15 protein-coding genes are annotated in these 22,745 nt (G+C 32.0%); 9 read left to right on the top strand and 6 right to left on the bottom strand.

Going from position 1 to position 22,745, the window contains the following annotated elements:
* Positions 1 to 30: 30 nt before the first annotated feature.
* From ABWP60_RS02535 to ABWP60_RS02515, 5 genes are all read left to right on the top strand, one after another.
* Entirely contained in the window at positions 31 to 3,042 is a 3,012-nt protein-coding gene (locus tag ABWP60_RS02535) for a tetratricopeptide repeat protein (RefSeq protein WP_353148058.1), read from the top strand.
* A 104-nt stretch (positions 3,043 to 3,146) separates the two neighbouring features.
* The gene (locus ABWP60_RS02530; RefSeq protein ID WP_353148055.1) at positions 3,147 to 4,895 is read left to right on the top strand and encodes a porin family protein; all 1,749 of its coding nucleotides are present in this window, start codon (positions 3,147 to 3,149) and stop codon (positions 4,893 to 4,895) included.
* Positions 4,896 to 4,945: 50 nt separating this feature from the next.
* Positions 4,946 to 5,398, top strand: coding sequence for a hypothetical protein (locus ABWP60_RS02525; protein ID WP_353148052.1), 453 nt, complete (start codon positions 4,946 to 4,948; stop codon positions 5,396 to 5,398).
* Between the two features lie 285 nt (positions 5,399 to 5,683).
* Entirely contained in the window at positions 5,684 to 7,624 is a 1,941-nt protein-coding gene (gene gyrB, locus ABWP60_RS02520; RefSeq protein ID WP_353148049.1) for a DNA topoisomerase (ATP-hydrolyzing) subunit B, read from the top strand.
* The gene (locus ABWP60_RS02515; protein WP_353148046.1) at positions 7,625 to 8,635 is read left to right on the top strand and encodes a DUF6588 family protein; all 1,011 of its coding nucleotides are present in this window, start codon (positions 7,625 to 7,627) and stop codon (positions 8,633 to 8,635) included.
* Positions 8,636 to 8,678: 43 nt separating this feature from the next.
* Here the strand turns inward: ABWP60_RS02515 and ABWP60_RS02510 are convergent, their stop codons facing one another.
* From ABWP60_RS02510 to ABWP60_RS02485, 6 genes are all read right to left on the bottom strand, one after another.
* The gene (locus tag ABWP60_RS02510) at positions 8,679 to 9,401 is read right to left on the bottom strand and encodes an LOG family protein (protein ID WP_353148043.1); all 723 of its coding nucleotides are present in this window, start codon (positions 9,399 to 9,401) and stop codon (positions 8,679 to 8,681) included.
* Between the two features lie 30 nt (positions 9,402 to 9,431).
* Positions 9,432 to 12,263, bottom strand: a complete 2,832-nt coding sequence (uvrA, locus tag ABWP60_RS02505; protein WP_353148040.1) for an excinuclease ABC subunit UvrA — start codon at positions 12,261 to 12,263, stop codon at positions 9,432 to 9,434.
* Positions 12,264 to 12,331: 68 nt separating this feature from the next.
* Positions 12,332 to 12,661, bottom strand: coding sequence for a DUF6787 family protein (locus ABWP60_RS02500; protein WP_353148038.1), 330 nt, complete (start codon positions 12,659 to 12,661; stop codon positions 12,332 to 12,334).
* Positions 12,662 to 12,751: 90 nt separating this feature from the next.
* Positions 12,752 to 13,708 (bottom strand): D-2-hydroxyacid dehydrogenase, encoded by a 957-nt coding sequence (locus ABWP60_RS02495; protein ID WP_353148036.1) that lies wholly within the window; start codon positions 13,706 to 13,708, stop codon positions 12,752 to 12,754.
* Positions 13,709 to 13,799: 91 nt separating this feature from the next.
* On the bottom strand, positions 13,800 to 14,873 hold the full coding sequence (gene serC, locus ABWP60_RS02490) for a 3-phosphoserine/phosphohydroxythreonine transaminase (RefSeq protein ID WP_353148034.1): 1,074 nt from the start codon (positions 14,871 to 14,873) through the stop codon (positions 13,800 to 13,802).
* A 236-nt stretch (positions 14,874 to 15,109) separates the two neighbouring features.
* Positions 15,110 to 16,168: an acyl-CoA reductase gene (locus tag ABWP60_RS02485; protein ID WP_353148032.1), complete on the bottom strand. Its 1,059-nt coding sequence runs from the start codon at positions 16,166 to 16,168 to the stop codon at positions 15,110 to 15,112.
* A gap of 135 nt (positions 16,169 to 16,303) precedes the next feature.
* Between ABWP60_RS02485 and ABWP60_RS02480 the strand changes: the two genes are divergently transcribed.
* The 4 genes from ABWP60_RS02480 to ABWP60_RS02465 all read left to right on the top strand — a co-directional run bounded on the left by ABWP60_RS02480 (position 16,304) and on the right by ABWP60_RS02465 (position 22,727).
* Positions 16,304 to 16,654 carry a 4Fe-4S binding protein gene (locus ABWP60_RS02480; RefSeq protein ID WP_353148029.1) on the top strand — a complete coding sequence of 117 codons (351 nt, stop codon included), beginning with the start codon at positions 16,304 to 16,306 and terminating at the stop codon, positions 16,652 to 16,654.
* A 93-nt stretch (positions 16,655 to 16,747) separates the two neighbouring features.
* The gene (ychF, locus tag ABWP60_RS02475) at positions 16,748 to 17,842 is read left to right on the top strand and encodes a redox-regulated ATPase YchF (RefSeq protein WP_353148026.1); all 1,095 of its coding nucleotides are present in this window, start codon (positions 16,748 to 16,750) and stop codon (positions 17,840 to 17,842) included.
* Between the two features lie 228 nt (positions 17,843 to 18,070).
* A complete protein-coding gene (locus ABWP60_RS02470; protein ID WP_353148024.1) occupies positions 18,071 to 19,933 on the top strand; it encodes a DNA topoisomerase IV subunit B in 1,863 nt (620 codons plus the stop codon).
* A 58-nt stretch (positions 19,934 to 19,991) separates the two neighbouring features.
* The gene (locus ABWP60_RS02465) at positions 19,992 to 22,727 is read left to right on the top strand and encodes a DNA gyrase/topoisomerase IV subunit A (protein WP_353148022.1); all 2,736 of its coding nucleotides are present in this window, start codon (positions 19,992 to 19,994) and stop codon (positions 22,725 to 22,727) included.
* The last annotated feature ends 18 nt before the right edge of the window (positions 22,728 to 22,745 follow it).

Here is a 22,745-nt window from a genome sequence, read left to right as displayed (position 1 = left end):
ATATATTTGAAACTTAAAATGAATTCAATTATGAACGGTATTAAAACGCTTTTTTTAGCATTACTTTTTATTTCGCAAAGTAATATGGCTCAGCAATCTGCTATATATTTAAATCAAAATCCAGAATATCATAAAGCTATTCAATTATACAATGAAAAGCAGTTTCAAGCAGCACAAATTTTATTTGAACGTGTAAAAAATGCCATTCCATCTGAAGAAATTTTATCTGATTGCTATTATTTTATTGCCAATTGTGCTATAAAAACCAATCAACAAGATGCGGATGTACTGATGGAATCATTTATTGAAAATCACCCGACTAGTACAAAAAGAAATTTAGCTTATTTTGAAGTTGCACAATATTATTTTGCAGAAGGAAATTATGCGCAATCTTTAAAATGGTATGAAAATATTTATGAAGCTGAATTAGCTGATTACGATATAGTTAAAGCTAACTTTCAGAGAGGGTATGCCAATTTTTCAATTAAAAAAAATAAAGATGCTTCTAATTATTTGAATAAAGTAATTCAGTCGAAAGAATATGGAAATCAGGCCAAATATTATTTAGGATATTTAGCCTATGAAGGTAATAATTATAAAGAAGCTAACGAGCTCTTTGGACAAGTTGAAAATCAGGAAAAGTACAAAGAAAAAATGGGGTACTTTCAAGCCGATATGAATTTTAAATTAGGAAATTTTCAGAAAGCAATTGATTTAGGCGAACCGCAACTGAAAAAATCATCAGCAATTGAAAAAAGTGAATTGTCGAAAATAATTGGAGAAAGTTATTTTAATTTAAAACAATACGATAAAGCAATCCTTTATTTACAAGCCTATAAAGGAAAAAATGGCAAATGGAATCATACCGATTTTTACCAATTAGGGTATGCTTTTTACCAACAAAAAAATTATGAAAGTGCCATCTTACAATTCAATAAAATTATTGAAGGAAATGATTTTTTAGCACAAAACGCGTATTATCATTTAGCAGAAAGTTATCTAAATACCGACAAAAAACAGCAAGCATTAACTGCTTTTAAAACGGCTTCAGAAATGACTTTTGATGCTAAAATTCAAGAAGATGCCGCATTAAATTATGCAAAGTTGAGTTATGAAATTGGAAATCCATATGTCTCAACGCCTGAAATTCTTAAATCGTTCATAGAAAAATATCCAACGAATCCAAATAATCAGGAATTGAAAAGTTTATTGATTAATTCTTATATCACGTCTAAAAATTATACAGAAGCTTTAATTTTATTAGAAAAAAATAAAACACCTGAAAATAAATTAGCATACCAAAAAGTTACTTTTTACAGAGGGTTAGAACTTTATACAGATGGAAAGTATCAAGAAGCTTACATTTTATTTAAAAAATCATTAACAGAAAATAAAGAGGCAAAAATTAACGCACGTGCTACTTTTTGGAAAGCAGAATGTGAGTATAGTTTAGATCAATTTTCAGAAGCGGTTTTAACTTATAAACAATTTTTAAATGATGCGGCAGCATCAGAAACTCCAGAAAGTAAAACTGCGGAATATAATTTGGCCTATGCTTATTTTAAAATTAAAGAATATGAAAATGCCATTCCGTACTTTAATGCTTTTATTTTAAAAAGAAAAGACGATAAAGTCCGATTCACGGATGCGTATTTACGAATGGCAGACTGCAATTATATTTCTTCAAAATATTGGCCAGCTATGGATGCTTATAACAAAGCTATTGAGTTAAAATGCGTTGATGCTGATTATGCGGCTTTTCAAAAAGGAATGAGCTATGGATTTGTAAATAAGAATGAAAAGAAAATTGAGGATTTAAATAAATTTGTAACCACGTATAAAACATCACAATTTATGGATGATGCTTTATATGAATTAGCCAATACCTATACCGTTGAAGAACAAAATGATAAAGCCATTGCTACATTTGATGTTCTAATTACTACTCACAAAAATAGCGCCTATATAGCAAAATCAATATTAAAGCAAGGATTGATTTTTTACAATACAGATAAAGACGATGCTGCCATTACAAAATTTAAAAAAGTGGTAGCCGAATTTCCAAATTCGCCAGAATCATTAGAAGCTGTCTCAACAGCAAAAAATATTTACAAAGCAAATGGAAATATACCAGAATATGCTGCTTGGGTAAAAACACTACCTTTTGTAGAAGTTTCCGATGCAGAATTAGATAATGATATGTATGAATCGGCAGAAAAAAAATACTTAACAAATAATGCCAAACAAGCGATATCTGGATTTACGAGTTATTTGGTTCAGTTTCCAAATGGATTACACGCTTTGAAAGTACATTTTTACCTTGCGCAATTGTATTTTGCAGATGCATTAGAAAAAAATGCAATTCCACATTACGAGTATGTAATTGCACAAGCCAGAAACGAATTTACAGAACAAGCTTTGGTTCGCTTATCAGAAATTCATCTTAAAGATAAAAATTGTGATGCAGCAATTGTTGTTTTAAAACAATTAGAAACAGCTGCAGAATATCCTCAAAACATTACGTTTGCGCAAGCTAATTTGATGAAGTGTTTTTATGAAAAACAAGATTTTACTAACTCAGAATTGTATTCCGATAAGGTGTTAAATAATCAAAAAATAGAGGATAAGATTAAAAGTGATGCACAAATTATTATAGCACGTTCAGCAATAAAAACAAATAACGATGCAAAAGCAAAAGATGCTTATGCTAAATTACAAAAAATAGCAAAAGGCGAATTGGCAGCCGAAGCGTTGTATTACGATGCTTATTTTAAGAATAAAGAACAAAAATTTGAAGCCTCAAATACATCGGTAGAAAAATATTCGAGTACGTACTCAGGATATAAATATTTTGGAGCAAAAAGTTTGGTTTTAATGGCAAAAAACTATTACGGATTAAACGATAGTTTTCAAGCTACTGAAATTTTACAAAGTATCATCGATAATTTTACTGAGTTTCCTGATGTAGTTTCAGAATGTCAATCAGAATTAGAAACTATAAAAGCAGCAGAAGCGAAGACAAATTCGTCAGTTACGAAGTAAGTTTAATTACGATTTACGAATTTTGATTTACGAAGTATAAAATTAAAAAAAATACAAACCTTGCGAAAACCTTAATGTATTTGCGGTTTAAAAAAAAAACATATATGAAAAAAGTAATTATAAGTATCATCGTCCTTTCAGCTTTTCAAGTTGGTTTTTCTCAAAAGAAAGATGAAAACATTGGAAGTGAAGTGGTAAATATTGTAAAACCCTATACACCAACCATTTCGGATGCGTTTAAAATAAAACAATCACCAGCAGTGGAACAAGAAGTTGTGGAACCAAAAATTCCTATAAAATTTCAAATTTTTTCATTTCCAGTGGCCTCAACATTTATGCCTTCTAAAGGAAAAGCGGCTGATGTAGATGAAGAAATATTAGAAAAAGGTTTTTCTAATTATGTTTCTTTAGGTGCAGGTAATTATGGTACTGCAAATGCGGAAGTGTTTTTAACCCACCAATTGAGTAAAACCGATTATGTGGGCGGATTGTTTCAACATTTATCCTCTCAAGGTGGAATTGGTGGCGTACTTTTAGACAATAATTTTCACACAAATGCATTGGACGTAACTTATGGAAGTAGAAATAGAAAAATAAGTTGGAATGCTGACTTAGGAATTAAAAATCAAGGCATCAATTGGTATGGTTTACCAAATTATTCGTTTTTTGACGCTTCAGTAGTCAATAAAATTGATGAAAAACAAGTGTATAATACCCTAGCAATTGGTGGGAAAATGACTGCAAAAGACAGTTTTTTTAAGCAACTATCTATACAATTTAAACGATTTTCTGATGCTTTTGGCTCGGCTGAAAATAGATTTTTTGTCAAACCAAATTTTGATTTTGAAGTAATTGATCAAAAAGTGAAAACTGATTTTGTTTTAGATTATGTAGGTGGAAGTTTTGATAGAAGATTAATGCAAATGAATTCGGCTTACAAATATTCATCCTTAAATTTAGGTTTTAGTCCAAGTATTTTATACCAACAAGAGGATTTGTCAGTTGAAATAGGTGCAAAAGTTTTTTTTGCTCAATCATCCATAGATCAAGAAAATAATAACAAAATATTCTTTTATCCAAAAGTAAAAGCATCGTACAAATTAGTAGGTGATATTTTATCAGCTTATGCTGGAGCAGAAGGAAATTTAAAGCAAAACTCGTATGCGGATTTTGTAGATAATAATCCGTTTGTTTCTCCAACGTTATTTATTGCTCCAACCAATATTAAATATGATTTGTATGCTGGTTTAAAAGGAAAATTAGCCAATGCAGTAGCTTTTAATGTAAAAACTTCCTATTTAAATCAAGATAATAAAGCATTATTTGTAGCAAATTATTTTGATTCGTTACCAACATACACAAATGGATATGCTTTTGGAAATTCGTTTAATGTAGTTTATGACGACTTGAAAACCTGGAGTGTGTTTGGAGAATTAAAAGCAGATTTTACAAAAAACATTGCTTTCGGAATTAACGGAACCTTTAATACGTATACTACATCAACTCAAAATGAGGCTTGGAATTTACCAAAACTTCAAGTAGCAAGTTTTATTGACTTTGAAATAAATGAAAAATGGAGCGCTGGTGCTAAATTGTTTTTTGTAGGAGAAAGACAAGATATAGATAGCATTAATAATGAATCGATGTTTTCTTCGTTTTATTCAGGTATAAAAACAGTAACATTAGATAGTTACTTTGATTTGAATGCACACGTAGGATATAAATTCAGTAAAAGATTAAATTTCTTTTTAAAAGGAAATAATTTAGCCAATCAACAATATAACAGATGGGCAAATTTCCCAGTACAAGGCGTACAGATTTTGGGTGGTGCGAGTTATAAATTTGATTTTTAATTATAAAAATGATTTCAAGTCATTAAATTAAGTATTCTATAATTTTATATATGCCAAACTTCAAGCAAAAAATACTTTCCCATTATCAACTATTACTTCAAGATAAAATAGACATTTATCAGGATTTAATAAACTCATTAACGGAAGATGCGCAAAATGACGCTAAATCATCGGCAGGAGATAAGCACGAAACTACGTTGTCAAAATTACATATCGAACAAGAAAAAATCGCTACTAAACTTAAAGAAGCCATCGAGCAACAAGTCATATTATCAAAATTAGATATTGAACAGATTTCAAATAAAACCATTTTAGGAAGTGTTGTAGTTACTAATCATTTAACCGTTTTTATTAGCACTGCTTTACCTAAAATCACAATTGATAATCGAGTTGTTTTTGCCATTTCTCCGCAATCTCCTTTGGGCATACAATTGATGCATAAACCTGTACAAGCTGAATTTTTGGTAAATGAAGTGAATTATAAAATTTTAGAAATTCTATAAGTTTTTACTTTTTTTCTCTTTTTTAGGTTAATTATAGAAAAATAAGCATTTTTAAATACTTCTTTTTTTGCGTTTTAAGACGTTTTCATATTTTCAACTGTTTTCGATTGAGATAAAAAATCATCAAAATAGCATTTTTGACCCTTTTTAGCCCTTTTTAGAAAAGATTTCAGAAATTAACAAATGTTGATAACTTAAGGTGTTTTGCTGTTGTTATATCTTGGCTTTTTTTAATCCATTCGTTATATTTGTTTGTTATAAAAATGTTTATTTAACACAATTATTATGAGTGAAGAAAATAAAAAAGGTAGTTATTCAGCCGATAGTATCCAGGCGTTAGAAGGAATGGAGCATGTAAGAATGCGTCCATCTATGTATATTGGAGATACTGGAGTTAGAGGATTGCATCATTTAGTATATGAAGTAGTAGATAACTCTATTGATGAAGCATTAGCCGGTCATTGTGATACCATCTATGTAGCTATCAATGAAGATAATTCAATTACTGTTGAAGATAATGGACGCGGTATTCCTGTAGACATTCACAAGAAAGAAGGAATTTCTGCATTAGAGGTGGTAATGACCAAAATTGGAGCTGGAGGTAAGTTTGATAAAGATTCGTATAAAGTTTCTGGAGGACTTCATGGAGTAGGTGTATCTTGTGTGAATGCACTTTCAGACCACTTGCGCGCCACTGTTCATAGAGAAGGAAAAGTATATGAACAAGAATACGAAAAAGGAAAAAGCTTATATCCCGTAAAACAAATTGGTACAACAGATAAAAGAGGTACAATTGTAACGTTTAAGCCTGATGCTACTATTTTTACACAAACGTTAGAATATTCTTACGATACATTAGCGGCTCGTTTACGTGAGTTGTCATTCTTAAATAAAGGAATTACAATAACTTTAACCGATAAAAGACACTTAGCAGACGATGGAAGTCAGCCTGTTGAAACCTTTCATTCTAAAGAAGGGTTAAAAGAATTTATTAAGTTTTTAGATGGAAACAGAGAACCAATTATTTCTCATGTAATTAGCATGGAAAATGAAAAAGGAGAAATTCCTGTGGAAGTAGCCTTAATTTACAATACTTCTTATACAGAAAATATTTTTTCATATGTAAATAATATTAATACTCACGAAGGAGGAACCCATTTACAAGGTTTCCGTATGGGATTAACGCGTACGTTGAAAAAATATGCAGATGCTTCTGGTTTATTAGAAAAATTGAAATTTGAAATTGCTGGTGATGATTTCCGTGAAGGATTAACAGCAATAATTTCTGTGAAAATTCAAGAACCACAATTTGAAGGACAAACCAAAACAAAATTAGGAAATAGAGAAGTAGTTTCACCCGTTTCGCAAGCTGTTGCAGAAATGTTGGAAAACTATTTAGAAGAAAATCCTAATGATGCCAAAACTATTGTTCAGAAAGTAATTTTAGCAGCACAAGCGCGTCACGCAGCGAAGAAAGCTCGTGAAATGGTACAACGTAAAACCGTTATGGGTGGCGGTGGATTGCCTGGAAAATTATCCGATTGTTCGGAACAAGATCCTGAAAAATGTGAAATTTACTTAGTAGAGGGAGATTCTGCAGGTGGTACTGCCAAACAAGGTCGTAATAGATATTTTCAAGCCATTTTACCATTAAGAGGTAAAATTTTGAATGTAGAAAAAGCGATGCAACACAAAGTTTTTGAAAACGAAGAGATTAGAAATATTTTCACTGCTTTAGGAGTTACTGTAGGAACAGAAGAGGACAGTAAAGCATTAAACTTATCGAAATTACGTTACCATAAAGTAATTATTATGTGTGATGCCGATGTCGATGGTTCTCACATTTCTACATTAATTCTTACATTTTTCTTTAGATACATGAAAGAATTAATTGAAGGCGGACACGTGTACATTGCAGCCCCACCTTTATATCAAGTTAAAAAAGGAAACAAAAAACAATATGCTTGGAATGACGACCAACGCGATAGAATTTCTATGGAAATGGGCGGAAGTACAAGTATTCAACGTTATAAAGGTCTGGGAGAGATGAATGCAGAACAATTGTGGGAAACTACAATGAATCCGGATTTTAGAACTTTCCGTCAAGTAACTATCGATAATTTAGGTGAAGCAGATCGAGTGTTCTCTATGTTAATGGGTGATGAAGTTCCACCTCGTAGAGAATTTATTGAGAAAAATGCAGCTTACGCTAAAATTGATGCTTAATTGAAAAAGTTAAGTATTTTATCAGGTCTGTTTATTTTTGGATTTTCAAATTTTGGATTTTCACAAACAAGTGCACAATTTGAACAAATAGGGTATCTTTTAGAAGATGCCCTATTGTATTCCAAACAATATTTAATTCCAGCAACGGATGCAGCTGTTTATCAAGCGTCATCTGCATGGATGCATTCGGCTAAGAAGAAAGAAAATTGGAAAATTAATGTGGGAATTCATGGAAACATGTTTTTTGTTCCAAATTCGGATAGAAGTTTTACAATTGCAAATTCGGATTTTCAATTTTTACAGTTAGAAGGCACTCAAACTACAGCATTAGTCCCAACTGCGATTGGAAATGATGATACTTATTATTTAGTAGGTGATTTAGATGGGCAACAAGTCCGTTTAAAAACTCCAAAAGGAGTAAACCAAGAAACTATAAACTATCCATATTTAGATGTATCTCTCGCTTTACCAAGTGGTACAGAACTTATTGGTCGTTTTTCTACTAAAACCAATTTAAAACGTGGGTATTATCAAGTATATGGTGTTGGATTAAAGCACAATATTAGTCAATATTTTCCGAGTTTAGAACCTAAAAACATTCATATTTCTGCTATGTCTTTTTATTCAAATGAAGACATTAGTTTTGATTTTTTAGATGTGAATACTTCATTTGGAAATTTAGGTATTAATAATTTAAACGGAATTGTGGATACATTTCATTACCAATTAGCGGTATCTAAAGAAATCAAAAAATTTGAAATTTTAGGAAGTTTTATTGTCAACAGCAGCATGTTTAATTATGTAGTTAGCGGTGAAAAAGGCGCTATTGAAGATATCATTCCGGCTCAACAAATAATTAACCAATTGCTGGATACCATTGAAAAAAGAAAAACCAATTATATTGGTGAAATTGCCGTAAATTATACTTTAAATAAATTTAATTTTCTGAGTGCCTTTGCTTTCGGAAAGTTTTTTAATTTTAATTTAGGTGTTTCTTATAATATAAATTAAAAAAATCCCATTCAAAAGATGGGACTTTTTTTTAAATTTTATATTAGAAGTTAGGCGACAATTCATATTTTTTATAGAAATTATCTAAAGTTTCCACCACCTCATCTTCGTGATCTACAATTTTAAATAATTTTAAATCTTCTGGTGATGCATTTTTAAATTTGTCTATCATTACAGATTGAATCCAATCCATTAAACCCGTCCAAAATTCAGTTCCCACTAAGATAATTGGAAATTTAGCTATTTTTTTAGTTTGAATTAAAGTAATGGCTTCAAATAGTTCATCTAATGTTCCAAAACCTCCAGGCATCACCACAAAACCTTGAGAATATTTTACAAACATTACTTTTCTAACAAAAAAGTAATCGAAATTTAAGTTTTTATCTCGATCTATATATGGATTAAAATGTTGTTCAAAAGGTAAATCAATATTTAACCCCACAGATGTTCCTCCACCAATGTGTGCGCCTTTGTTTCCAGCTTCCATAATTCCAGGACCGCCACCGGTAATGACTCCGTACCCCGCTTTTGAAATTTTATAAGCAATTTTTTCGGCTAGTAAATAATATTTATCTTCTGGTTTTGTTCTTGCAGATCCAAAAATAGTTACACAAGGGCCAATACGTCCCATAGTTTCATATCCATTTACAAATTCTGACATGATTTTAAAAATAGCCCAAGAATCGTTTGCTCTTACTTCGTTCCAAGTTTTTTGTTTTAATTTATCTTGAATTCTTTCCTCTTCATTTTGGTATATTCCACTCATAGTATCAATTTTTTTATTAAAATAAGTAAACTAAGATAATTCTTTTTTCAAAAACTGTGCGGTATAACTTTTATTATTTTTTATAATTTCTTCTGGCGTGCCTTTACATAAAACTTCTCCGCCACCTTTTCCGCCTTCTAAACCAATATCTATAATATAATCTGCAAGTTTTATTACGTCTAAATTATGTTCAATAATTAAAACCGTATTTCCTTTGTCTACCAATTTATTTATGACATCCATTAAAATGCGAATGTCTTCAAAGTGCAAGCCAGTTGTAGGTTCATCTAAAATATAAAAGGTATTTCCTGTATCTTTTTTAGATAATTCTCCAGCTAATTTAATTCGTTGTGCTTCACCACCAGAAAGCGTGGTACTTTGTTGTCCTAATGTGATGTATCCCAAACCAACATCTTGGATGGTTTTTACTTTTCGATATATTTTTGGAATATTTTCAAAGAAATCTACGGCTTCATCAACCGTCATGTTTAATACATCTGAAATAGATTTCCCTTTGAAACGAATTTCTAAGGTTTCTCTGTTAAAACGTTTTCCTTGACAGGTTTCGCATGCTACATACACATCGGGTAAAAAACTCATTTCAATGGTTCTAACTCCAGAACCTTCACAGGTTTCGCAACGGCCACCTTTTACATTAAAACTAAAACGTCCTGGTTTATAGCCACGAATTTGTGCTTCAGATGTCAATGTAAATAAACTTCTTATTTCCGAAAAAACATCGGTATAAGTAGCTGGATTACTTCGCGGCGTTCTACCAATTGGACTTTGATCAATATCAATAACCTTATCTAAATGTACTAATCCTTCAATTTTCTTATAGGGTTGCGGTTTTTTAACCGCGTTATAAAAGTGTGCATTTAAAATAGGGTAGAGCGTTTCATTAATTAAGGTGGATTTTCCACTTCCAGAAACCCCTGAAACACAAATTAATTGCCCTAAAGGAATTTCTATTGAAACATTTTTTAGGTTGTTTCCTGTTGCACCTGATAATTTTAAAAATTTTCCATTTCCTTTTCTACGCGTTTTTGGTACTTCAATTTTCATTTTACCATTTAAATATTGCGCAGTAATGGTATTTTCTTTTAATAATGCAGCAGGTGTGCCTTGACTAATAATTTGCCCGCCATATTTACCAGCTTTCGGACCAATGTCAATCACGTGATCAGCACGAACTATCATATCTTTGTCGTGTTCCACCACTAAAACCGAGTTGCCAATATCGCGTAAACTTTCTAATGATTTTATTAATCGTTCATTGTCGCGTTGATGTAATCCGATACTTGGTTCGTCTAAAATATATAAAACGCCCACCAATTGCGAACCAATTTGTGTGGCCAATCGTATACGTTGTGCTTCACCACCAGAAAGCGTTTTGGAGCTTCTATTCAAACATAAATAATCCAAGCCAACATCTAGTAAAAAATTAATTCGAGCATTGATTTCTTTTAAAATTTCGAGTGAAATGGTTTGTTGTTTTTCCGACATGTGATTCGGTAAGTCCGAAAACCACTGTTGTAATTCTACAATATCCATTTGCACTAAATCGCCAATACTTTTTTCGTTGATTTTAAAGTACAAAACTTCTTTTCGTAAACGTGATCCGTGACATTCCGAACATTCGTTTTCGTCCATAAATTCTTTTGCCCAACGTTTAATACTTGCCGATTCGGATTGCTCAAACTGATTTTTAATAAAGTTGGAGATGCCTTCGAAGTCAATTTTATACTCTTTAGTGATGCCCATCACTTTAGAAACTACTGAAAATTTTTCATTTCCACCGTATAAAATCATATCCATGGCTTCTGCCGGAATGGTTTCTATATTATCTGTAATCTTAAATCCGTATTTTTCACCAATAAATTCTAATTGCTTAAAAATCCAAGTGCTTTTATATTCGCCCAAAGGCGCAAAACCACCGGATTTGATTGATGCTTTTGGATTAGGAATAATTTTTTGAAGATTAATTTCATTTACAATTCCTAAACCATTACAGTTAGAACAAGCCCCTTTTGGTGAATTGAAGGAGAAATTATTAGGTTCTGGATTGGGATACGAAATACCAGAAGTAGGACACATTAAACTTCTACTATAAAAACGAACTTCTTGAGTATCTTGTTCAATAACCATTAAAATATCATCACCATGATGCATCGCTACTTTGATGCTTTCGGTTAATCTTTTATCGGTGTCTTCATCTTGTTTTACAGCGACTCTATCAATAACAATTTCAATATCGTGTGTTTTGTATCGATCTACTTTCATGCCATATTCTAAATCTTTTATAGTGCCGTTTACACGCACTTTTAAAAAACCTTGTTTGGCAATTTGTTCAAACAACTCACGATAATGTCCTTTACGGGAACGAATTACTGGTGCTAATATGTTAATTTTTTTTCCATCAAATTCTTGATAAATCAACTCTTTAATTTGATCATCCGAATAAGAAACCATTTTTTCACCCGTATTGTAACTGTATGCATCTGCAGCACGAGCAAATAATAATCTAAGAAAATCGTATATTTCTGTAATAGTACCCACGGTTGAGCGTGGACTTTTATTGGTTGTTTTTTGTTCAATGGCAATTACAGGAGATAATCCATCAATTTTATCTACATCAGGACGTTCTAAACCGCCTAAAAATTGACGCGCATAAGCAGAAAATGTTTCGATATATCTACGTTGTCCTTCCGCATAAATGGTATCAAAGGCTAATGAGGACTTTCCAGAACCCGATAAACCCGTAATTACCACTAATTTTTCACGAGGAATGGTAACATCAATATTTTTTAAATTATGAGTACGAGCCCCAATAATTTCAATAGAATTTTCTGTGTGTTGCATACAATTTTTATCAAAACGCAAAATTACAATTTTTTAGTTCAATTGTAAGTCAGAAATAGGTTTTGTTTTTATTTTTTTAGAATTTTTTCATCTACAAAATTAGCAATGAAACCTAGTCTCATTCTATACAGCATTTTCTTTTCAAAATTCCAAAAGAAAGTAAATTGTCCGAAAACAAATCCAATAAAAACAAGTAAAACTTGATAGATAGGAAAAATTAATACCAATCGTAAAATACGATATAACCAATGTGGTTGAAAGGTTTCGGGAATTCCAATTAATGACAGAAAAGGTTTCGCTACTTGTAATGAGCTGAATCCCGTAATAGCAAAAACAATTAAAATGCTAACTAATTGCCAGTTACTAGAAATATTCCAACGTTTTTTTAACCTGTTCATTTTTTAAAATTTATCGGTATAAAGATAAAAAAAAAGTCCCGAAAAATCGGGACTAAATTTTATTTTTGGTAAATGTTAATGTTATTTGAATTATTTGTTTTTCAATAAACTAATAATTTGCTCAGCTAATTCGGTACCAATTCTGTCTTGCGCTTCTAAAGTAGCTGCACCAATATGAGGTGTTAATGAAATTTTTGGTTGCATTAATATTTGAACTTCTGGAGTGGGCTCGTTTTCAAACACATCTAAACCTGCAAATAACACTTTTCCGTTTTCGATAGCTTCAAGTAAAGCGACTTCATTTATCACGCCACCACGAGCACAATTTACAATTCCAACTTCATTTTTCATCATTTCAAATTCGGCTTTGTCTAATACATAACCGTCTTGTGCCGGTACATGTAGCGTAATAAAGTCAGCATGTTTTAATACATCTTCTAATGGCTCTGTGATAACATCAACATTAATAAATTGACCGTTATAAAAATCGACTCTAATTACGGCTTCGTTAATATATTTATCGGCAGCAATCACTTTCATTCCTATTCCTAAAGCTAATTTCGCCACCGCCTGACCAATTCTACCGAATCCAATAATTCCAATAGTTTTTCCTCTTAGTTCTAATCCGTCAGCGTAGGCTTTTTTTAATCCATTGAAATTCGTATCACCTTCTAAAGGCATATTTCTATTGGCATCGTGTAAAAAACGAACGCCAGAAAACAAATGCGCAAAAACCAATTCGGCTACACTTTCAGATGAAGAGGCAGGAGTATTAATAACGTGAATTCCTTTTGAACGCGCATATTCTACATCTATATTATCCATTCCAACACCACCACGACCAATAATTTTTAATCCTGGACAAGCATCGATAATGTCTTGTTTTACTTTGGTAGCACTTCTTACCAAAATAACTTGTACATCATTTGTATTGATGTAATGGGCTACTTGTTCTTGGGCTACTTTTGTAGTAATGACTTCAAATCCTGCTTTTTCTAAGGTAGTGATACCACTTTTTGAAATTCCGTCGTTTGCTAATATTTTCATATTTGAGTTTGTAAGTTTAAAAGTTTATGAGTTTAAAAGTTAAAACTCAATTATTATTTATTTTCTATTTTTTCTGAAAAATAACTACTGATTATTGAATACTACTTTCTAATTCTTTCATTACATCAACCAAAACTTGAACACTTTCTATTGGAAGTGCGTTGTACATTGAAGCACGATATCCTCCAACTGAGCGGTGCCCAGTCAATCCTGATATTCCTGCAGCTTTCCACATCGCATCAAATTTTTCAGTTAGACTTTCGTCTGTTAAAACAAATGTTGCATTCATGTTACTTCTATCTTCAACTTCGGCAGTACCTTTAAATAATGGATTTCTGTCAATTTCTGAATATAATAAAGCTGCTTTTTGTTCGTTTATTTTTTCAATAGCTGCAATACCACCTAAATTTTTCAACCATTGTAAAGTTAATAATGAAGCATAAACAGGGAACACCGGCGGCGTATTGTACATGCTTTCCGCTTTAATATGTTTTTCATAATCTAGCATACTTGGTATATAACGTCCTGTTTTTCCTAAGATTTCTTCTTTTATAACTACCAGTGTAGTCCCAGCTGGACCCATATTTTTTTGTGCCCCAGCATAAATGATATCAAATTGAGAAAAATCTAATGTTCTTGAAAAAATATCCGAACTCATATCGCAAACCACAGGCACATTTGTTTTCGGAAATGATTTCATTTGTGTTCCAAAGATTGTATTATTACTTGTACAATGGAAATAATTTACATCTGTTGGAATTTCAATGTTTTTTGGAATATAATTATAATTGGCTTCTTTTGAAGAACCCACAACAAGTGTTTCTCCAAAATGTTTGGCTTCTTTTATAGCATTGTTTGCCCAAGTTCCTGTATCTAAATAGGCAGCTTTTCCGTCAGATTTCATTAAGTTATAGGGCACCATTAAGAATTCTAAACTGGCACCACCTGCTAAAAATAATGCTTGATATCCTTTGTTTTCTAAGCCCAAAAGTTCTAAAACTAAAGCACGTGCATCATCCATAACGGCAACAAAATCTTTACTTCTGTGCGATATTTCTAATAAAGATAAATCGGAATTATTAAAATTTAAAATGGCTTGAGCAGATTTTTCAAATACTTCTTGTGGCAAAATACAAGGTCCTGCGCTATAATTGTGTTTTTTCATGATGTTGGTTGTAGTTTGGTGCAAATTTCATATTTTAAGAAAAACTGCCCAAAATTAAATAAACGAAATTGAATCGAATTATTAACAATATCGATTTCGGAAAATATTATTTTTCTTTTTTAGAGGCCTTTCTATTTGAATTTATTTTTGCTTCCAAATTAAATTTGGGTTGGTGTTTATGTACCTCTTTTTCTTTTTGAGTTTTAATTATGGTACTAATTTTTGAAACAGCCATTTTATAAATTATTTAGAAAATCTAAAGTATCTACATTGTCGGCATAGTCCCATAAGTTAGGTTTCTGCGTGTTTCCAAAATATACTGAGTTCTCAATGATTCCATTAGAAACTACACATTGAATGATTTCGGCATCTTGTTGTATACGTGTTTTTACTTCGTTTATATCTTCATAATATTCATAAAACACAGAAGAAATAGGCGAGGCGTGACTGGTGTCTTCCTTTATCGTTAAAAATTCGTTATCTAATAATTGAAAATTACTCATTAAAAAAACGGCTTTGTTGTAATCGTAATTATTAGCATATTTTTCATAATAAATTACGTCTTTTTGAGCATACATTCCATTAAAAAACGCATCGAAATTATAATTTTTCGGCACAAAAATTTTAGAGACATTTCGGCAACCTAATCCAAAATATCTAAAAACATCTTCGCTTAATAAGGTCATTTCTTCTGGAGTTTCATTACCTGTTAATACAGCAACAGAATTTCTACTTTTTCTAATAATCGAAGGTTTGTTTTTAAAATAATATTCAAAATATCTTGCGGTATTGTTGCTTCCAGTAGCAATAACGGCATCAAAATTTTTTAATTTTCCTTCAACAAACGTTATTTTTTCATTAAAACGGGTATCTAAAGCAATTAAATAGTTAGCTAAAAATTTAATTATATAATCGTCTTTACTAGATGTTTTCACTAAAACATTATTTCCTGAAATCAAAACAGATAAAAAATCGTGAAAACCTACCAACGGAATATTTCCTGCTAAAATTAAACCTACGTTTTTGGGTTCTTTTTCAATAAAATTGTAAGCAGAAAGCCACTGATTTAAGTTGTTTTCAGTCAAAGCTTCAGACCAACTTGAAATACTAAAATGCACATTATCTGGTGTAAACCAATTGTTGTGAGATTGGGATAACGCAATTAAATCTACAAACGAGTTAAAAAACAAATCATTATATTTTACTTGCTCATTTTGTTGATTATTCTCTAAAGAAAATTGACTTAAAAACTTTCCCAATTCAACAAAATTATTTTTTATTTCAATTTGTAACATCTGTAACTTGTTTATATTTAGTTTACGTTGTATTTTTGCACAAAATTAATATAATATGTCGAAAGTCTAACGTCTTAAAGTAAAAAGATTTACGACATTTGACATTATGACTTTTCAACATTAAGACAAAATAAAATGGCAATTATAATAACAGACGAATGTATTAATTGTGGCGCTTGTGAACCCGAATGTCCAAATACTGCAATATATGAAGGTGCGGATGATTGGCGTTGGAAAGACGGTACCAAACTTTCAGGAAAAATAATTTTACCAGACGGAACAGAAATTGATGCAGATGCGGCACAAACGCCAGTTTCTGATGATTTATATTACATTGTTCCAGGAAAGTGTACTGAATGTAAAGGGTTTCACGATGAACCTCAATGTGCGGCAGTTTGCCCAGTGGATTGTTGTGTACCAGATGATAATCACGTAGAAAGTGAAGAAACACTTTTAAACCGACAAGCATTTTTGCATAACCAATAATACCTTAAACCCCAAAGTTGCGTTTTTGATAGTAAAATAATAATAAATTGAACCGATGTGAAGTCCCCTTCGGGGATTTAGGGGCTTTAAAATATGAAAGCAGGAATTGTAGGCTTACCAAACGTTGGAAAATCAACGTTATTTAATTGTTTATCAAACGCAAAAGCACAAAGTGCTAATTTTCCGTTTTGTACTATCGAGCCAAATATTGGTGTAGTAAATGTACCAGACCCAAGAATTAATCGTTTAGAAGAATTGGTAAAACCAGAACGTGTGCAAATGGCTACCGTTGATATTGTTGATATTGCTGGTTTGGTTAAAGGAGCAAGTAAAGGAGAAGGATTGGGAAATCAGTTTTTAGGAAATATTAGAGAATGTAATGCGATTATTCACGTATTACGTTGTTTTGATAATGACAATATTGTTCACGTAGATGGAAATGTAAATCCAATTCGTGATAAAGAAACTATTGATATCGAATTGCAATTAAAAGACTTAGAAACGGTTGAAAAACGTTTAGAAAAAGCAAATAAAGGAGCTAAAACCGGTAACGCTGAGGCGAAAATTGAAAAAGGAATTTTAGATAGAATTAAAGAAGCTTTATTACAAGGAAAATCGGCAAGAACGGTTGTTCCAAATGGTAATGAAGAGGAAGTTTTTTTCGAGGCGTTTCAATTAATTACTGCAAAACCTGTTTTATATGTTTGTAACGTGGACGAAGCGTCTGCCGTAAATGGTAACAAATATGTAGACCAAGTTAAAGAATTAGTAAAAGACGAACAAGCTGAAGTAATTATTCTTTCTGTAGGAGCAGAAGCGGATATCACAGAATTAGAAAGTTACGAAGAGCGTCAGGTTTTTTTAGAAGATATGGGATTGTCTGAACCAGGTTCGGCAGTTTTAATTCGTGCCGCTTATAAATTATTAAATTTACAAACGTATTTCACAGCGGGTGTCAAAGAAGTTAGAGCTTGGACCATCCAAATTGGTGATACAGCTCCGCAAGCAGCAGGAGTAATTCACTCTGATTTTGAAAAAGGATTTATTCGCGCCGAAGTAATTGCTTTTGAAGATTATTCTAATTTCGGTACAGAAGCCAAATGTAAAGAAGCAGGAAAATTAAGAGTAGAAGGAAAAGAATACATTGTAAAAGATGGTGATGTAATGCATTTCCGTTTTAATGTTTAATTTGAGAAAATAGAATATAGAGAAAACCGTTGCAGAAATGCAATGGTTTTTTTATTACCTTATGTTTTTATTTGTCATTATAAAATCAAATTTAATTGCAGTTTTAAGTCTATATTCTGTATTCTGTTCTCTATATTCTAAAACTGAAAACTTCTTAATAACTTCTTTAAAAACCATTTTTATTTTTTAATGAAATCCTTTATCTTGCAACAAATACAAAATCCGATTATGCAAGACCAACAAGACCAATATAACGAAGATAATATACGTTCACTCGACTGGAAAGAGCATATTCGTATGCGTCCTGGGATGTATATTGGTAAGTTAGGAGATGGTTCCTCACCAGATGATGGTATTTATATTTTATTAAAAGAAGTGCTCGACAACTGTATCGATGAATTTGTAATGGGCGCTGGAAAAGTAATTGAAGTTACGCTAAAAGACAAAATGATGACCGTTCGAGATTATGGTCGTGGTATTCCGTTAGGAAAAGTAGTCGATGTAGTTTCTAAAATGAACACCGGTGGAAAATACGATTCTAAAGCCTTTAAAAAATCTGTAGGTTTAAATGGAGTTGGAACCAAAGCAGTTAATGCTTTGTCCAATTATTTCCGAGTGGAATCGGTTCGTGATAACCAGCAAAAAGCAGCCGAATTTTCTGCAGGAAATTTAACGCTTGAAGAAGATGTTATAGAATCAACCAAGCGAAAAGGTACAAAAGTATCTTTCGTTGCTGATGAAGCTATTTTTAAAAACTACAAGTATCGTAATGAATATATCATTAAAATGCTTAAAAATTATTGTTACCTAAATACAGGTTTAACAATATATTATAACGGTGAAAAATATTTTTCAGACAATGGTTTAAAAGATTTATTAGAAGAAACCATTTCAGAAGAAGATATGGTGTATCCAATTATTCACCTTTTAGACGATGATATTGAAGTCGCCATTACGCATAGTAAAACCCAATATTCAGAAGAATATTATTCTTTTGTAAACGGACAAAACACCACGCAAGGTGGAACGCATTTAGGGGCATTCAGAGAAGCATTAGTAAAAACCATAAAAGAGTTTTATAACAAACCTTTTGAAGCGTCAGACATTCGTAAATCGATTGTTTCGGCCATTGTGGTTCGTGTAGAAGAACCTGTTTTCGAAAGTCAGACGAAAACCAAATTGGGTTCTACAGATATGGGACCTGACTTGCCATCAGTTCGTACGTTTGTTAATGATTTTATGAAAACGAAGTTAGATAACTTCTTACATAAAAATCCAGAAGTTGCCGATGCTTTACTTCGCAAAATTCTTCAAGCGGAACGTGAGCGTAAAGAATTATCAGGAATTAGAAAGTTAGCAAAAGACAGAGCAAAGAAAGCCAATCTTCACAATAAAAAATTACGCGATTGTAGAGTGCATTTAACCGATGCGAAAAACCCAAGAAGTTTAGAGAGTACGCTTTTTATTACTGAGGGAGATTCGGCTTCTGGTTCGATTACTAAAAGTCGTGATGTGAATACACAAGCTGTTTTCAGTTTACGTGGTAAGCCTTTAAATTCGTATGGTATGACCAAAAAAATTGTGTACGAAAATGAAGAATTCAATTTATTGCAAGCGGCATTGAATATTGAAGAAAGTATGGAAGATTTACGATATAACAATATCGTAATTGCTACCGATGCCGATGTCGATGGTATGCACATTCGATTGTTGTTAATTACCTTCTTCTTGCAATTTTTTCCTGAAATGATCAAAGAAGGGCATTTGTATATTTTACAAACGCCATTATTCAGAATTCGAAATAAGAAAGAAACCATTTATTGCTATTCGGAAGAAGAACGAAAAGCGGCGATGGAAAAACTAAAACCAAAACCAGAAATTACCCGATTTAAAGGATTAGGAGAAATTTCGCCCGATGAGTTTAAAAATTTTATTGGTGAAACCATTCGACTTGATCCAGTAATGTTGGACAAAGCCACGTCTATTGAGAAATTATTAGAATTTTATATGGGTAAAAACACGCCCGACCGTCAAGACTTTATCATTAACAACTTGAAGGTAGAATTAGATGTGGTCGAAGAGGAAGTTTAGAACAATTAAAAATATACTGAAACTCTGAAATGAATTCAGAGAAAATAAATTCAGATAAATGAAAGACGAAGAAGAAAACATTCATCCAGAAGAAGAAAATACGGATCATATCAATTCAGAGGATAATTCAATTGATGGCAATCAAGAAGATGAGCTTTCTGAAGAAATTATTGAAGTAGATGCCAAACACTTCGAAGGACAACATTTTTACGAAAACGACGAAAATCCGGAAGACACCATTACCAAAGTTACAGGAATGTACAAAGATTGGTTTTTGGACTATGCTTCGTATGTAATTTTAGAGCGTGCGGTTCCTGCTATTGAAGATGGTTTTAAACCGGTTCAACGTCGTATTATGCACTCGTTAAAGGAGTTAGATGATGGTCGTTATAACAAAGTGGCAAATGTTGTTGGGCACACTATGCAGTATCATCCTCACGGAGATGCTAGTATTGGTGATGCTATGGTGCAAATCGGGCAGCGTGAATTGCTTATCGATTGTCAAGGAAACTGGGGAAATATTTTAACTGGTGATAGTGCGGCAGCTTCTCGTTACATTGAAGCGCGTTTGTCAAAATTTGCTTTGGAAGTATTGTATTCTCCAAAAATTACTGATTGGGGTGTTTCTTACGATGGTCGTAGAGCAGAACCAAACAATTTACCTGTTAAATTCCCATTATTATTAGCTTCAGGAGCCGAAGGAATTGCGGTTGGATTGTCAACAAAAGTCTTGCCTCACAATTTTAATGAATTAATTGACGCTTCTATAAAAATTTTAAAGGGAAAACCATTTACCATTTATCCGGATTTCCAAACAGCGGGTATTGCAGACGTTTCGAATTATAACGATGGAATGCGTGGTGGTAGAGTTCGAGTACGTGCTAAAATTTCGCAATTAGACAAGCAAACATTAGTCATTACTCAAATTCCGTTTTCAACCAATACGTCAACCTTGATTGATAGTATTCTGAAAGCCAATGAAAAAGGAAAAATAAAAATTAAAAAGATTGAAGATAATACGGCTGCTGAGGTAGAAATATTAATTCATCTTTTCCCTGGTGTTTCGCCAGATAAATCTATTGATGCATTGTATGCTTTCACGGCTTGTGAAACTTCTGTAGCGCCTTTAGGTTGTGTGATTCAAGATAACAAACCGCTTTTTGTTGGCGTGTCTCATATGTTGAAAATTTCTACAGAGCGAACCGTAGAATTACTTCGAAAAGAATTAGAAATTCAGTTAGAAGAATTAAAAACAAAATGGCATTTTTCTACTTTAGAAAAAATCTTCATTCGTGAAGAAATGTATATCGATTTCAAATTGTATTCGGACAGAGAAACACTTTACGAATATTTATACAAACAATTTGAACCGTTTAAAAAGTCGTTTGTTCGTGAAATCGTAGATGAAGATTTACAGAAATTAACGCAAATTCCAATGATTCGGATTACGCGATTTGATTCGGATAAAGCGGACGATTTTATTGCGAAGTTAGAAGACGAAATGAAAGAAGTGCAACATCATTTAGATAATTTAATTGATTTTGCAATTGATTATTTCGCCAAATTAAAAGAAAAATACGGAAAAGGAAGAGAGCGTCAAACGGAATTAAGAAATTTTGATACGATTGAAGCTACGAAAGTAGTTTTACGTAATACCAAATTATACGTGAACAAAGAAGAAGGTTTCTTTGGAACAGGTTTGAAAAAAGACGAATATGTAGCCGATTGTTCGGATATTGATGATGTAATTGTTTTCCTAAGAGATGGAAGAGTGATGATTGCCAAAGTGGACGATAAAAAATTCGTAGGTAAAGATATCATTCATATTGCGGTTTTCGATAAAAACGACAAACGTACCATTTATAATATGATTTATCGTGATGGTAAAAATGGTTCCACATTTATTAAACGATTTAATGTTTCTGGAGTAACTCGTGATAAATTTTACGATTTAACCCAAGAAAATATTGGCACACAAGTTTTATATTTCTCTGCTAATCCAAATGGAGAAGCTGAGGTAGTGACGATTTTATTACGCCAAGTTGGTAATATTAAGAAATTGAAATGGGATCAAGATTTTTCAGATATCGCAATCAAAGGCCGTGCAAGTAAAGGAAATACAGTTACAAAATATCCTATCAAGAAAATAGAATTAAAAGAAAAAGGAATTTCGACACTTCGACCAAGAAAAATTTGGTTTGATGATACGGTACATCGTTTAAATGTGGATGGAAGAGGGGAGTTGTTAGGTGAATTTAAACCTAACGATAGAATACTTGTCGCCAATCAATCAGGAAAAATTAAAACCATCATTCCAGAATTGACCACGCATTTTGATGAAGATATGATTGTAATGGAAAAATGGAATCCTAAAAAACCAATTTCTGCTATTTATTACGATGGTGAAAAAGAGCGTTATTATGTAAAACGTTTCTTAATTGAAAACGAAAATAAAGAAGAAATTTTTATTACTGAACACGAAAAATCACAATTAGAAATTATTTCTACAGACTGGTTACCAATGGCTGAAGTGGTTTATGCGAAAGTGAAAGGTGTGCAAAAAGACAATCAGATTGTAAATTTAGATGAATTTATTGCAATAAAAGGAATAAAAGCACTTGGAAATCAATTGACTACAGATAAAATAAAACAGATCAACATATTAGAATCATTACCTTATGAAGAGATGTTGGACGAACCAGAAGCTATGGTTTCTGAAGAAATTGATTCTGAATCTCAAGATTTTAATATTGAATTAAACGATGACGGACAAATAACGTTAAGTTTAGAATAAATAAAAAAACAAACCTGA

The organism is Flavobacterium sp. (assembly GCF_040402895.1).
GTDB lineage: Bacteria > Bacteroidota > Bacteroidia > Flavobacteriales > Flavobacteriaceae > Flavobacterium.
This window is presented reverse-complemented; position numbering and strand designations above follow the sequence as displayed.

What these genes read in the sequence shown, in the direction of transcription:
- ABWP60_RS02525 (WP_353148052.1), top strand. Translation starts at nt 4,946, where the DNA reads ATGCCAAACTTCAAGCAAAAAATACTTTCCCATTATCAACTATTACTT.
- uvrA (WP_353148040.1), bottom strand. Translation starts at nt 12,263, where the DNA reads ATGCAACACACAGAAAATTCTATTGAAATTATTGGGGCTCGTACTCAT.
- ychF (WP_353148026.1), top strand. Translation starts at nt 16,748, where the DNA reads ATGAAAGCAGGAATTGTAGGCTTACCAAACGTTGGAAAATCAACGTTA.
- ABWP60_RS02535 (WP_353148058.1), top strand. Translation starts at nt 31, where the DNA reads ATGAACGGTATTAAAACGCTTTTTTTAGCATTACTTTTTATTTCGCAA.
- ABWP60_RS02530 (WP_353148055.1), top strand. Translation starts at nt 3,147, where the DNA reads ATGAAAAAAGTAATTATAAGTATCATCGTCCTTTCAGCTTTTCAAGTT.
- ABWP60_RS02510 (WP_353148043.1), bottom strand. Translation starts at nt 9,401, where the DNA reads ATGAGTGGAATATACCAAAATGAAGAGGAAAGAATTCAAGATAAATTA.
- ABWP60_RS02470 (WP_353148024.1), top strand. Translation starts at nt 18,071, where the DNA reads ATGCAAGACCAACAAGACCAATATAACGAAGATAATATACGTTCACTC.
- ABWP60_RS02485 (WP_353148032.1), bottom strand. Translation starts at nt 16,168, where the DNA reads ATGTTACAAATTGAAATAAAAAATAATTTTGTTGAATTGGGAAAGTTT.
- ABWP60_RS02480 (WP_353148029.1), top strand. Translation starts at nt 16,304, where the DNA reads ATGGCAATTATAATAACAGACGAATGTATTAATTGTGGCGCTTGTGAA.
- ABWP60_RS02465 (WP_353148022.1), top strand. Translation starts at nt 19,992, where the DNA reads ATGAAAGACGAAGAAGAAAACATTCATCCAGAAGAAGAAAATACGGAT.
- ABWP60_RS02495 (WP_353148036.1), bottom strand. Translation starts at nt 13,708, where the DNA reads ATGAAAATATTAGCAAACGACGGAATTTCAAAAAGTGGTATCACTACC.
- gyrB (WP_353148049.1), top strand. Translation starts at nt 5,684, where the DNA reads ATGAGTGAAGAAAATAAAAAAGGTAGTTATTCAGCCGATAGTATCCAG.
- serC (WP_353148034.1), bottom strand. Translation starts at nt 14,873, where the DNA reads ATGAAAAAACACAATTATAGCGCAGGACCTTGTATTTTGCCACAAGAA.
- ABWP60_RS02500 (WP_353148038.1), bottom strand. Translation starts at nt 12,661, where the DNA reads ATGAACAGGTTAAAAAAACGTTGGAATATTTCTAGTAACTGGCAATTA.